Here is a 12847-nt window from a genome sequence, read left to right on the forward strand (position 1 = left end):
CTACTTTAGTAATATTGAAATGCTCTACCAAGTACTCTGGTAGGATTAATTTTAGTAATTCTTTGCTGTCCATCATAACACAAAGATATTATTTTATCTTTTCCTCCCCAAGTTTTGTACCTGATCCCTTTTTTTACTGTGAGAATGGAGTGTAGAAGTGGGAAACTTAATATTGCTAAGGCAATGATTTTTTTTCAGCTTGTTTAAGTGTTGATTGTAAGTAGACTAGGGGTTGAGAGCGTTTTCTTTGGGGAATAATTTTGTAAAGTCATTAAAAAGATTCTATATTTGCACTTAGGTAAGTCCTACACGACCAGCTCCTGTAGAATCCTCCAGGGTGGGAACGCAGCAAAGGTATACGGTTGTAGCGGTGCGATGTAGGTAGCTTACCTTTTTTTCTTGAAACAAAAGAAATTACTTTATAGTAATATCCTTAATATAAAAAAAGGTCAAGCAATTTTGCTTGACCTTTTTGTTTTATACAGTTCCTTTGAATTGTGGTTTTCTTTTTTCTAAGAATGCAGTAGTTCCTTCTTGGAAGTCTTCAGTTTCAAAACACTCTCCGAAAGCTTTTATTTCTTCATGATAACCATTAACTCCTTCTTTGTAGTTTGCATTGATGGCTTTGATTGCCTTTGCAATTGCTGTAGTGGAGTTCTTACTTATTTTTAAAGCTAACTCTTCAGTAAAGTTTAAAAGCTCTGTAAGGGGTTGTACATGGTTAACTAGACCAATTTGTAATGCTTTATTAGCATCGACCATTTGAGCAGTCATGATTAATTCCATGGCTAATCCTTTTCCTACTAATTGTGCTAATCTTTGTGTTCCTCCATATCCTGGGATTAATCCCAAAGTTACCTCCGGTAAACCCATTTTTGCATTTTCACTTGCCACTCTAAAATGACATGCCATTGCTAGTTCCAGACCTCCTCCTAATGCAAAGCCATTTACTGCTGCAATAATTGGTTTTGGGAAGTTTTGCACATAGTCAAATAACAACTCTTGACCTTTGGCAGCAAGTTGAGAACCTTCGCTTAGATTAAAATCAGAGAATTCTTTGATATCTGCTCCAGCAACAAATGCTTTTTCCCCACTACCAGTAACTATAATTACTTTAATTTCTTTATCGGTTTCTAAAGTAGTTAATGCAGAATGTAATTCTTCAATTGTAGCTTTATTTAAGGCATTTAATTTACTAGGTCTATTAATAGTAATAGTCGAAATGTGCCCATTGTTTTCAACTATAATGTTCTCATAAATCATATAATTTCTTCTTTTTGTGTATTACCTAGTTCGTATATCGACATATAATACGCAAGTTAGTATGTGATAAAAATAAGTAATTTTATTAAGAGTAAATAATTTAAGTTTCTAATAAAGCTAGGGATATTTTCTTAAATTCACCTACGTTGCTGAATTCGCCTACAATGCAAGAGAAATTATTTGTTTTGTTTATTAGCTAGAATTGCCTTGTATAATCTAATCCCTAACATTAATAGGATTGCTAGGCCAAATAGGGCAAGTACCCCAAATATCCAATCCAGACTACTCTTTAATATTACAATAAACACAATACTAAATAGTAAAAGGGTTGCTCCTTCATTAAATATTCTAAAGTAAGAAGATTTTTTGGTGAGGGTTCTAGAGGATATTTGCTTTACGAAAGTTTGACATCGTAAGTGATAGATCCAAAGTAGAATTACAAAGGCTAATTTTATATGCATCCAAGGTATGGTTAATAAATTTGGATTCAATACAAGCATTGTTACGCCAAACACGGTAGTTAAAATCGCAGCGGGCCAAGTAATGATGTTGAAAAGTCTTTCAACCATTATCTGGTATTGGTTTTGAAGTATTACTTTTTGTTGCTGCTCCATATTGTTTGCTTCACAATAATATACAAACAAGCGTACAATGTAAAAAAGACCTGCAAACCAACATACTACAAAAATAATATGTAGGGATTTTATATATAGGTATAACATGTTTAGTTATTTTTCCATTGATTTATCCACTCAACTAATGCCTCTACCCATTTAGGGTTGTCATTTAAACAAGGAACGGTTTCAAAGTGTTCTCCTCCTCTGTGTAGAAATTCCTCTTTAGCTTCCATGGCTATTTCTTCCAAGGTTTCTAAACAGTCTGCCACAAAGGCTGGTGTGACTACTAAAAGCTTTTTAATTCCATTTTCAGCTAACTCATTTACGGTTTTATCTGTTGCAGGTTGTAGCCATTTATCAGGACCTAGTCTACTTTGAAAGCTATTGCTATATTTATTTGGATCTAAGCCTAATTTCTGTGCCACAGACTCTGTTGTTTGTAAACATTGGTGACGATAGCAAAACTCATGAGCCTTAGAGAAGGTAGAACAGCAACTTTTATCCATTTTACAATGGCCTTTGGTTATATCTGATTTTTTAATATGCCTTTGTGGTACCCCGTGATAGGAGAAAAGTAAATGATCATAGTCTTTTGTCTTTAGGTACTTTTCTATAGAACTTGCTAAGGCGTCAATATATTGTGGTTTATTATAAAAGGCCGGTAGACTACTTAGTTGTATTTGCGGGTATTTTGCAGCAATTATATCTTTAGCTAAGACCTCTATTGTTTGTGTAGTAGCCATGGCATATTGTGGATATAAAGGAATCATTAAGATCTGCTTGACACCTTTTTTATGTAAGTTATCAATTCCTTGTTCAATACTTGGCTGGCCATAACGCATTGCTAGTTCAACAGGTATATCTACTTGTTCTTGTACTTTTTTAGTGAGTCTTTCTGAGATGACAATTAATGGGGAACCTTCTGGCCACCAGATTTTTTTATAAGCCTCCGCTGATTTTTTAGGTCTTGTATTAAGTATAATCCCCTTTACAAGAAAGGCTCTAAATAGATAGGGTACATCTATTACTCTTTGGTCCATTAAAAACTCATCTAAGTAGGGTTTAACATCCTTAGCAGTAGGTGACTCAGGTGAGCCTAAATTCACAAGTAAAATACCTTTCATAACTCCTTTTATTTGGTTAATGACATTAAATATTTTTTTGGAGTAGTCCCAAATTTCTTTTTAAATGCAGCAATAAAGTGGCTAGATGAACTATATCCTATTTTACTGCCCACTTCATTTACATTGAAGTTAGAACTATCCAATAATTTTCTAGCGTATTCCATTTTATAATCAAAAAGAAAGCTGAAAACAGAATCTCCATAGATCTGTTTAAAACCTAGTTTCAATTTTTTGATATTAAGTCCAACTGTATCGGCTAGCTCTTGTAAAGTTGGAGGTTCAGCCATTTTAGAGATAATAATATCCTTGGCTCTTTTTATTTTTAATACATCATCCTCATCCGATAAAAAAGGACAGTTTTCAATATTCAAATCTTCATTATGGTTGAATAACAAGCTTAGAAGCTCATAGGTTTTACCGGTGTAATAAAGAGTTTTAATCGATGGATTCATATAAAAATTAAACATCTGATTCAAAACAATGGACATAGAAGGGGTGATTTGTTCTTCTTGATAGTATTTTTTATTTCTATTCTCTTGGGTTAAAAAACCAATGAACTCAGCTTCCGATGAAAAAAGAGCATGAAATTTTTGAATTGATATTAATACACAAAGCATATGAGAATTCTCTCCCACTTCTAGATGTAAAGGAAGTGGTTTTTGTGGGTTATATAAAAGTAAGGATTTGTCTTCTTGTAAGGGTAGGCAATAATTGCCTTGGTTAAAAATAAATTTACCACTTCCTTTTAAGCAAAAATAGAATTGAATAATATCGGTATCCATTTCTTTTAGGAAGGTTAGACCCTCCTTAGAGGTATTTTCCAGACGAATAATCGAAAACTGTTTATCGATACTTATCTCTTCAATGGGACTCATAGCGTTGTTTTTAGTATTTCTTAAAAATGGCGTTAAATGGTTTAGTTTAGAATCATTCTACACTAAATACGACTTAACCCCTGTTAATGTGACAAATTTAGACTAAAAATATTAAATTCATAGCCAAAAACTGCATTATCCACATATCGTTATAAATAGTCCTTCTAGCGTTGTTTTAGTTTAATCTTTAAAACTACATTTGTGTACTGTTTAGAAAAACTATTTTTAAGATGAATACTTTACAAGTTAAAAATTCTCTTGTTTTTTATGTTGTAGGAATAAGCTATAAGAAAGCCCAAGCTCAAGTAAGGGGGAAGTTTAGTTTAGATTCCCATGCACAAAGAGAACTTTTAGATAAGGCAAAACAACAAGGTCTATCTAGTTTATTTGTTATCTCGACCTGTAATCGAACAGAAATATATGGTTGGGCTTGTCATCCTTTTGAGCTTATCAAATTGCTTTGTGATTATTCCAATGGTAGTGTAGATGAGTTCACAAGTTTTGCTTATGTACATAAAGGTAAGCAAGCAGTTGAACATTTATTTAATGTAGGCTGTGGTTTAGACAGTCAAATCTTAGGTGATTTTGAGATAATAAGTCAAATCAAAAATGGATTTAGTTTATCCAAAGAAAAAGGATTAGCTAATCATTATTTGGAAAGGCTAGTTAACTGCGTGATTCAAGCTAGTAAGCGAGTTAAAAATGAAACTAAATTATGTAGTGGTGCTACCTCGGTTTCATTTGCAGCTGTTCAATATATTATGGACTGTGTAGAGCAAGTGGGGTCTAAAAATATTCTCTTATTTGGTACAGGTAAAATAGGTAGAAATACTTGTGAGAACTTAGTTAAACACACAAAAAACTCCCACATATCCTTAATAAATAGAACCAAGGAAAAAGCCTTAGAAATAGCAGGTAAATTTAATGTGGTTGTAAAGGATTATAAGGACTTGTCTGAGCAGGTGAGTCAAAGTGATATATTAATTGTTGCTACAGGCGCTTTAAGACCTACTATCGATAAAACAATGATTAACCCTAATAGGAAAATTTTAATTCTAGACTTATCTATGCCTGAAAATGTGGATAGCAATGTTAGAGAGTTAGATAATGTGGAGTTAATTCATTTGGATTACCTATCCAAAGTTACAGATAGAACATTAGAACAGCGAAAAGAATATATTCCACAGGCCAAAGCTATTATTATGGAAATGGTACAGGAATACTTTGAGTGGTACAATCATAGAAAGTTTGCTCCAACCTTACATTCGTTAAAAAGTAAATTAGAGCAAATAAAAGATGGAGAATTAGATTACCATCGAAAAAAAATGGAGAACTTTAATGCCAATCAAGCTGAAATAATAACTGCTCGTATTATTCAGAAGATTACCACTCAGTTTGCAAATCATCTTAGGGAAGCAGAAGCCCCTGTAGAACAGAGTATTGAGTGGATTGAACAAGTTTTTCAATTTCAAACCAATTATAATGAGTAAAGTAATTAGAATAGGTACACGTGATAGTGAATTAGCATTATGGCAAGCTAAGCGTGTAGCATCCCTTTTAGAAAAAAATGGATATAAAACCAAGTTAGTACCAGTTAAGTCTACAGGAGATTTAAACTTAGATAAGCCTCTTTATCAAATGGGTATAACAGGTATTTTTACTAAAACCCTCGATATTGCAATGCTTAATAATCAAATTGACATAGCAGTCCACTCTATGAAAGATGTTCCAACGGCCTTACCGCAAGGAATTGTTCAAGGAGCAGTTTTGCCAAGAGCAAATACTAAGGATATTTTAGTATACAAGGACAATTTGGATTTCTTAGAGGATTCGACTTCTTCTTGTATTGCAACAGGCAGCTTGAGAAGAAGAGCACAGTGGTTAAATAAGTTTCCAAGTGATAAGATGATGGAATTACGTGGAAATGTCAATACACGTATGCAAAAGCTAGAACAAAGTAATTGGCAGGGAGCCATTTTTGCAAGTGCTGGTTTAGATCGTATTGCTAAAAAACCAAAAAACTATATTGAATTAGATTGGATGATTCCAGCACCTGCCCAAGGTGCAATGATGGTAGTAGTAAATGCCAATGATGAGTACTCTTTACAAGCAGTGAGTGAACTGAATGATTATGAAGCAGAAATGACTACTCACATTGAAAGACAATTCCTTAAAACTATGGAAGGTGGTTGTACCGCTCCAATTGGCGCCTTAGCAACCTATAACCCTAAAGAAGAAACTATTGATTTTACAGGAGTTTTATTGTCTTTAGATGGTACACTAAGACATCTAATAGAGAAGAAAGTAGAATTAAACCAATGGAAGAAGTTAGGCTTTTTTGCAGCTAAAGAACTTTTAGAAAATGGCGCTGAAAAAACCATGACTGAGCTAAAAGAACAATTGAAAAAATAATTCATGATATCTCCAACTATCTTATCTACAAAAATATTAAGTCCAGAAAATCGAAGTCTTCTTGAGAATTCTTCTTTACAGTGGATAGAAGAAGATTTTATTTGTACACAAAATATTGATTTTGATTTAAAGGAGGTTTATGATTTTCTACTTTTTACAAGTCAAAATGCTGTTAGAAGTGTTTTGGCAAATAAAGGGCAAAGTTTTTTTATTGGAAAAAAGGCTTTCTGTGTTGGAATAAACACAAAGGGTATGTTAGAAGCTTTGGGTTGTGATGTACTGGCATGGGCTCACTATGCTAAAGATCTTGCCCCTACTTTACAACGAGATTTTTCCTTGTGTAGGATTAGTTTTTTCACTGGGAATATTCGAAGTGAGGTTCTACCAACTGCTTTTAAAAGTTATGGTATGATTTATCAAGAGATAAATGTCTATCACACTAAGGCATCTGGTAAAATTATTCCTTCTTTATTCCAAGGTGTTTGTTTTTATAGTCCATCGGCTGTGTATAGTTATTTACAGCATAATACACTAGAGGATAAAGTCTGTTTTAGTATAGGAAATACTACTAGTGAGGCATTAAAAAAGTATACCTCCAATATTGAATTGGCACAATATCCAACTATAGAGGCTACTATTAAAGCTTGTATTCGATATTATCAATAACTTCAATGCTAGGGCATTGACAACTAAATAAATGAGAAATGATAAAAAATGATTTATTCTTACGTGCATTAAAAGGAGAAACAGTGGAAAGACCACCTGTTTGGATGATGAGACAAGCTGGTAGGTACTTACCTGAATTTCGTGAGTTAAGGGATAAGTATGATTTTTTTACACGATGTAGAATGCCGGAAATTGCTGCGGAAATTACTGTACAGCCTATTCGTATTGTAAAGCCGGATGCAGCGATTTTATTCAGTGATATTTTAGTCATTCCCCAAGCAATGAATATTGAAGTGGAGATGAAGCCAGGTGTTGGACCGTGGTTACCAAATCCTATTCGAAGCCCTAGAGATGTGGATAATGTTATTGTACCCAATATTGAGGAAACCCTTGGATATGTAATGGAGGCTATTAAATTAACCAAAGAAATGCTAGAGGATGAGGTGCCTTTAATTGGCTTTGCAGGTTCACCATGGACTATTTTATGCTATGCTGTACAAGGGCAAGGATCTAAGAATTTTGATTTAGCTAAAGCTTTTTGTTTTACAGAGCCAGAAGCGGCTCATCGTTTATTACAAAAGATTACAGATACTACTATTTTATATTTAAAAGAAAAGGTGAAAGCTGGTGTAGGTGCTGTGCAAATATTTGATTCTTGGGGAGGAATGTTATCTCCTAAGGATTACCAAGAATTTTCTTGGAAGTATATTAACCAAATCGTGGAAGCATTAGCACCTTTAACTCCTGTTATTGTATTTGGAAAAGGATGCTGGTTTGCATTACCTGAGATGGCAAAAAGTAAAGCTAGTGCATTAGGAGTTGACTGGACATGTTCAGGTAAAAATGCTCGTTTATTCACTGGGGGAGAAATTACCCTTCAAGGAAATTTCGATCCAAGTAGATTGATGTCGCCTCCAAGTGAAATTAAAAAGATGGTCCACCAAATGATTGATGAATTTGGCAAGGATAAATACATTGTAAATTTAGGTCATGGAATATTACCCTATATTCCTGTTGATAATGCCAAAGCATTTATCGAGGCAGTAAAGGAATATGAATTTAAATAATTTATCGAGTTATGCTTAATAAGTCAACCAAAAGTGAAGAGCAAAAAAGAATTGAGGCAATTGTTGAAAAGTTATCCAGTCTTGGTTTTGAACCGGAATCTTTAACGTTTAAACAACAATTGAATCAAGTTGTTGCAGCAATTGGATTAGAGTATGATATGCTTTATGCTATGCAGCCTTCTGTATTGGTGGAGCATTTACATAAATTCCATTTTGGATGGGATCAAATGGAGGCCTTTGCGGATATTTTAATGCAATGGCAAATCCAAGATAACAACTTTAAAGACAAAGCAAAGTACCTCTATCAATACATACAGGACAATAGTAAGGTTTTCTCTTTTGAAATAATGACCAAGTTAACCCGATTCTAAAGTCAGCATGCTACTATAGTAGATAATAAAAAATGAAGCAAAAGTTTTATAAATATATAGAATCTTTACAAGACACTATTTGTAAGGAATTAGAAAAATGTGATACTAAAGCTACGTTTGTTCAAGATATTTGGACAAGAGAACAAGGTGGAGGTGGAAGAACTCGTGTTTTAGAAAACGGAGGTGTTTTTGAGAAAGCAGGAGTAAATATTTCTAAGGTATATGGGGCTTTACCCAAAGAGATGGAAAACTATTTTCAAGTAAAGGATGTAGATTTTTTTGCCTGTGGACTTAGTTTAGTTGTTCATCCAAGAAGTCCTAAAGTTCCAACTGTACATGCCAATTGGCGTTATTTTGAAATGTATGATAAAAATGGAGAAATTCTTAAGAGTTGGTTCGGTGGAGGTCAAGATTTAACTCCTTATTACTTATTTGAGCAAGATGCTGTTCATTTTCACAATGTTTGTAAACAAGCTTGTGATAAGCATGGAGAAGATTTCTATGATTGTTTTAAAAAACAATGCGATCAATACTTCTGGAATACTCATCGAAATGAAGCAAGAGGAATTGGAGGGTTGTTTTTTGATCGATTAGAAAAATCATCCAAGATGAGTATGGAAAATTGGTATGATTTTGTAACAGAAATAGGAGATAGCTTCCTAGAAGCTTATCTGCCAATTGTACATCGTACTAAAGATTTAGAGGTAACTCAAGATAATATCAACTGGCAGCAAATCCGAAGAGGGCGCTATGTTGAATTTAATTTAGTTCATGATAAGGGGACATTATTTGGTCTGAAAACAAATGGAAGAATAGAGTCTATTTTAATGAGCCTGCCTCCAATTGTAAAATGGGTCTACGATTTCAATGCCCAAGAAGGAAGTCCAGAACAGGAATTAATAGAGGTTTTAAAGTACCCAAAATCTTGGGTTGTTTAATTAAGTTAAGTAATAATAGTTGGCTTATTGTTGATAAGCCTTAAAAAATAAGATATGTTTCCAATTCATCGTGGTAGAAGACTTCGTACAAGTGAGTCAATTAGAAGTTTAGTTCGTGAAACTATAGTGACTCCTTCTGATTTTATGTTTCCTATGTTTATCACAGAAGGACATAATATATGTGAGCCAATTCCTTCTATGCCTGGTATTTTTAGGAGGTCATTAGATTTGACAGTTAAAGAAGTAAAAGAGTTATTTGCTTTAGGAATTAAAGCAGTGAATATTTATGTGAAAGTAGCAGACAATTTAAAGGATAATAATTGTGCTGAAGCCTATAACCCAAATGGCTTAATGCAACAAGCTATAAAAGCTATAAAGGATGCATGTCCACAAATGATTGTTATGCCTGATGTAGCATTAGATCCTTATTCTATTTATGGACATGATGGATTAATCCAAAATGGCAAGGTAATCAATGATCCTACTTTAGAGGTGTTAATGAAAATGAGTATTTCTCATGCACAAGCAGGGGCTGATTTTGTGGCTCCTAGTGATATGATGGATGGTAGAGTACTAAGAATTCGACAAGCATTAGATAGTCAAGGTTTTTATGACGTAGGTATTATGAGTTATGCTGCAAAGTACGCTTCTAGTTTTTATGGACCTTTTAGAGATGCCTTAGACAGCGCTCCAAGAGATGATCAAGATATTCCAAAGGATAAAAAGACCTATCAAATGGATTATGCTAACCGTCTAGAGGCTATTAAAGAAGCTTTGTATGATGTAGAAGAGGGAGCAGATATACTTATGGTAAAACCAGGTATCGCTTATTTAGATATAGTAAGAGAAGTTAAAGATAGAGTCAATGTACCTGTTTCTGTGTTCCAGGTTTCTGGAGAATATGCTATGGTAAAGGCTGCATCTGAAAGAGGCTGGTTGGACCATGATCAAGTGATGATGGAGCAGTTAACTTGTATTAAAAGAGCAGGAGCGGACTTAATTTCGACATATTTTGCCAAAGAAGCCGCTTTGTTTTTAAATAAGTAATACCTTTATATAAAATTAATAAAGCAAGATTATGTTTAACAGAAGTATTGCAGTATTAACTTTAGTAATAGGATGCTTTTTGCTATTTAGTTGCGCAGAAAAGAGCTCTAAAAGTGATACTGAAAAACAACCACAACGTACCGTTCAAACACAGAAGCAAAAACTAGCCCTAGGCGAACAAATTTATAAAGGGAAAGGGAATTGTGCTTCTTGTCATTTAGCAAATAAAGCGGCAATTGGACCTAGTGTAAAAGAAATTTTAGAGGTTTACGATAAGCATAATGCAGATATTGTTACTTTCTTAAAAGGAGAAAGTCAGCCGATAGTTGATCCTTCTAAATTCGTTTTAATGCAACCCAATTTAGAGATTACAAAGAAAATGACAGATAATGAGTTAAGTGCTATAGTAAGCTATATGCGTACCTTATAAAAGGATAATGATCTAAAATTTACAAACAAAGAAAAGCCATTGATATATTTTCAATGGTTTTTTTTGTTTTTAAGGCATAGTTTATTTTGTCTTTAGATAGGGTATGTAGTTAAAGATGCGCACTGCCAAGTGCTTGTTTTTGCTTATTTGGAAGCGTTCTTCTATTTATTCTAAGGTATATTTACTAACTTTACTGCTATTAATGTAAAGTAGAAAAGCATGGATTTCATTTATCAAGATCCGTATCCCATTTCAAAGGACGATACTAAGTATAAGAAAATTTCATCCGATTTTGTAAAGGTTGAAAAATTAGGAGACCGCGAAATTTTAGTAGTTGATCCTAAAGGAATCGAATTAATAGCTGAAGTTGCAATGACAGATGTTTCTTTTATGTTAAGAACATCTCATTTAGAGAAGCTTAGAGGGATTATTGATGATCCTGAAGCTACTGGAAATGATCGTTTTGTTGCATATAATTTACTACAAAATGCAGTGGTTTCCATCGATGGAGAATTACCTTCTTGTCAAGATACAGGAACAGCTATTGTTGTTGGTAAAAAAGGTGAGAACGTTTTCACTGGAGCCAACGATGCAGAATGCTTATCCAAGGGAATTTTTAATGTCTTTCAGAAAAAGAATTTAAGATATTCTCAAATAGTGCCAATTAGTATGTTTGAAGAGAAAAACTCTGGTTCAAACTTACCGGCTCAAATTGATATTTACGCTGGACAAGGATCAGCATATGAATTTTTGTTTTTAGCTAAAGGAGGAGGTTCTGCTAATAAAACTTTCCTTTATCAAAAAACGAAATCCCTGTTGAATGAAAAGAATTTAACGGAATTCATCAAAGATAAAATTAAAGACTTAGGAACATCAGCATGTCCTCCATATCACTTAGCTCTAGTTATTGGTGGTACTTCCGCTGAGGCAAATTTAGCTGCAGTTAAGAAGGCATCAGCTGGTTATTATGATAACTTACCTACATCTGGAAACATGGGAGGTCAAGCATTCCGTGATCTAGAGTGGGAGAAAAAATTACAGTTAATTTGTCAAGAGTCTCAAATTGGAGCACAATTTGGAGGTAAGTATTTTACCCATGATGTACGTGTAATACGTCTTCCTCGTCACGCGGCTTCTTGTCCTGTTGGACTTGGTGTATCTTGTTCTGCAGATAGAAATATTAAAGCAAAAATTACAGCAGAAGGATTATTTGTAGAGCAACTTGAAACTAATCCGGCTCGTTTGTTACCTGAAACAGCTCCTCATTTAGAAAAGCCAGTGGAAATTGATCTTGATCAACCAATGGAGCAAATTTTAAAAGAGTTAAGCAAGCATCCAATTAAAACACGTTTAGTGTTAAATGGTACTGTTATTGTTGCTAGAGATACAGCTCATGCTAAGATCCAAGAAATGTTAGATAACGGTGAGCCAATGCCTGATTACTTTATCAATCACCCTGTATATTACGCTGGGCCTGCTAAAACACCAGAGGGTATGCCTTCAGGAAGTTTTGGACCAACAACAGCAGGTAGAATGGATCCATATGTTGGGCCATTCCAAAGTCAAAAAGGAAGTATGGTTATGCTAGCAAAAGGTAACCGCTCTAAAGAAGTAACCGCTGCTTGTAAAGAATTTGGAGGTTTTTACCTAGGTTCTATCGGTGGACCTGCTGCTATTTTAGCCAAGGATAACATATTAAGTGTTGAGGTAGTAGATTTCCCTGAATTGGGAATGGAAGCAGTAAGAAAAATTAGAGTGAAAGATTTCCCAGCTTTTATCATCACTGATGATAAAGGGAATGATTTCTTTGCTGATTTAGAGTAATATATCCCTATTTAAAAAAAGGGGCTGTCTCTAAAGAAAAAGAGACAGCCCTATTTTTTTGCATTTTACTTCTGTGTGATTTTCGGTATTTTTCTAAATATGCGAAGCTCAGACATTGGAAAAATATATTTTCGGTATTTTGGTGTAAAAAGAGGCATTTTATGCCACTCTTTTTCTAATATTCTGTGCGATTGCCAATAATCCGAACTCTAA

General features: G+C 34.0%; 13 protein-coding genes and 1 other RNA gene. 10 read left to right on the forward strand and 4 right to left on the reverse strand.

Annotation, left to right across the window (positions count from 1 at the left end; translation table 11 throughout):
* Nucleotides 1–296 precede the first annotated feature (296 nt).
* Nucleotides 297–395: signal recognition particle sRNA small type (gene ffs, locus ACYSNX_RS12185), an RNA gene on the forward strand.
* Nucleotides 396–477: 82 nt separating this feature from the next.
* Here the strand turns inward: ffs and ACYSNX_RS12190 are convergent.
* From ACYSNX_RS12190 to ACYSNX_RS12205, 4 genes are all read right to left on the reverse strand, one after another.
* On the reverse strand, nt 478–1263 hold the full coding sequence (locus ACYSNX_RS12190) for an enoyl-CoA hydratase/isomerase family protein (RefSeq protein WP_461754942.1): 786 nt from the start codon (nt 1261–1263) through the stop codon (nt 478–480).
* A gap of 176 nt (nt 1264–1439) precedes the next feature.
* Complete coding sequence (locus tag ACYSNX_RS12195) at nt 1440–1985, reverse strand: CopD family protein (protein WP_461754943.1); 546 nt, start codon at nt 1983–1985, stop codon at nt 1440–1442.
* A 2-nt stretch (nt 1986–1987) separates the two neighbouring features.
* Nucleotides 1988–3004: a ferrochelatase gene (gene hemH / locus ACYSNX_RS12200; protein WP_461754944.1), complete on the reverse strand. Its 1017-nt coding sequence runs from the start codon at nt 3002–3004 to the stop codon at nt 1988–1990.
* Between the two features lie 8 nt (nt 3005–3012).
* The gene (locus ACYSNX_RS12205) at nt 3013–3879 is read right to left on the reverse strand and encodes a helix-turn-helix domain-containing protein (protein WP_461754945.1); all 867 of its coding nucleotides are present in this window, start codon (nt 3877–3879) and stop codon (nt 3013–3015) included.
* A 230-nt stretch (nt 3880–4109) separates the two neighbouring features.
* Here ACYSNX_RS12205 and hemA point away from each other — a divergent pair, with 230 nt between their 5' ends.
* From hemA to ACYSNX_RS12250, 9 genes are all read left to right on the forward strand, one after another.
* On the forward strand, nt 4110–5369 hold the full coding sequence (hemA, locus tag ACYSNX_RS12210; protein ID WP_461754946.1) for a glutamyl-tRNA reductase: 1260 nt from the start codon (nt 4110–4112) through the stop codon (nt 5367–5369).
* Complete coding sequence (hemC, locus tag ACYSNX_RS12215) at nt 5362–6291, forward strand: hydroxymethylbilane synthase (RefSeq protein WP_461754947.1); 930 nt, start codon at nt 5362–5364, stop codon at nt 6289–6291. The genes hemA and hemC overlap by 8 nt, the downstream gene beginning before the upstream one ends.
* Nucleotides 6292–6294: 3 nt before the next feature.
* Nucleotides 6295–6957, forward strand: a complete 663-nt coding sequence (locus tag ACYSNX_RS12220; protein ID WP_461754948.1) for a uroporphyrinogen-III synthase — start codon at nt 6295–6297, stop codon at nt 6955–6957.
* Nucleotides 6958–6995: 38 nt separating this feature from the next.
* Complete coding sequence (gene hemE, locus ACYSNX_RS12225) at nt 6996–8024, forward strand: uroporphyrinogen decarboxylase (RefSeq protein ID WP_461754949.1); 1029 nt, start codon at nt 6996–6998, stop codon at nt 8022–8024.
* An 11-nt stretch (nt 8025–8035) separates the two neighbouring features.
* The gene (locus tag ACYSNX_RS12230; protein WP_461754950.1) at nt 8036–8395 is read left to right on the forward strand and encodes a hypothetical protein; all 360 of its coding nucleotides are present in this window, start codon (nt 8036–8038) and stop codon (nt 8393–8395) included.
* A gap of 32 nt (nt 8396–8427) precedes the next feature.
* Nucleotides 8428–9333: an oxygen-dependent coproporphyrinogen oxidase gene (gene hemF, locus ACYSNX_RS12235; RefSeq protein ID WP_461754951.1), complete on the forward strand. Its 906-nt coding sequence runs from the start codon at nt 8428–8430 to the stop codon at nt 9331–9333.
* Between the two features lie 54 nt (nt 9334–9387).
* Complete coding sequence (gene hemB, locus ACYSNX_RS12240; protein WP_461754952.1) at nt 9388–10380, forward strand: porphobilinogen synthase; 993 nt, start codon at nt 9388–9390, stop codon at nt 10378–10380.
* 31 nt (nt 10381–10411) lie between these two features.
* Entirely contained in the window at nt 10412–10810 is a 399-nt protein-coding gene (locus tag ACYSNX_RS12245) for a c-type cytochrome (protein ID WP_461754953.1), read from the forward strand.
* 219 nt (nt 10811–11029) lie between these two features.
* Nucleotides 11030–12634: a fumarate hydratase gene (locus ACYSNX_RS12250; protein ID WP_461754954.1), complete on the forward strand. Its 1605-nt coding sequence runs from the start codon at nt 11030–11032 to the stop codon at nt 12632–12634.
* Nucleotides 12635–12847 lie beyond the last annotated feature (213 nt).

Source organism: Myroides sp. LJL115, from assembly GCF_054871665.1.

Excerpts from the sequence above, each read along its gene's own strand:
- ACYSNX_RS12190 (WP_461754942.1), bottom strand. The coding sequence starts at position 1,263 with ATGATTTATGAGAACATTATAGTTGAAAACAATGGGCACATTTCGACT.
- ACYSNX_RS12195 (WP_461754943.1), bottom strand. The coding sequence starts at position 1,985 with ATGTTATACCTATATATAAAATCCCTACATATTATTTTTGTAGTATGT.
- hemH (WP_461754944.1), bottom strand. The coding sequence starts at position 3,004 with ATGAAAGGTATTTTACTTGTGAATTTAGGCTCACCTGAGTCACCTACT.
- ACYSNX_RS12205 (WP_461754945.1), bottom strand. The coding sequence starts at position 3,879 with ATGAGTCCCATTGAAGAGATAAGTATCGATAAACAGTTTTCGATTATT.
- hemA (WP_461754946.1), top strand. The coding sequence starts at position 4,110 with ATGAATACTTTACAAGTTAAAAATTCTCTTGTTTTTTATGTTGTAGGA.
- hemC (WP_461754947.1), top strand. The coding sequence starts at position 5,362 with ATGAGTAAAGTAATTAGAATAGGTACACGTGATAGTGAATTAGCATTA.
- ACYSNX_RS12220 (WP_461754948.1), top strand. The coding sequence starts at position 6,295 with ATGATATCTCCAACTATCTTATCTACAAAAATATTAAGTCCAGAAAAT.
- hemE (WP_461754949.1), top strand. The coding sequence starts at position 6,996 with ATGATAAAAAATGATTTATTCTTACGTGCATTAAAAGGAGAAACAGTG.
- ACYSNX_RS12230 (WP_461754950.1), top strand. The coding sequence starts at position 8,036 with ATGCTTAATAAGTCAACCAAAAGTGAAGAGCAAAAAAGAATTGAGGCA.
- hemF (WP_461754951.1), top strand. The coding sequence starts at position 8,428 with ATGAAGCAAAAGTTTTATAAATATATAGAATCTTTACAAGACACTATT.
- hemB (WP_461754952.1), top strand. The coding sequence starts at position 9,388 with ATGTTTCCAATTCATCGTGGTAGAAGACTTCGTACAAGTGAGTCAATT.
- ACYSNX_RS12245 (WP_461754953.1), top strand. The coding sequence starts at position 10,412 with ATGTTTAACAGAAGTATTGCAGTATTAACTTTAGTAATAGGATGCTTT.
- ACYSNX_RS12250 (WP_461754954.1), top strand. The coding sequence starts at position 11,030 with ATGGATTTCATTTATCAAGATCCGTATCCCATTTCAAAGGACGATACT.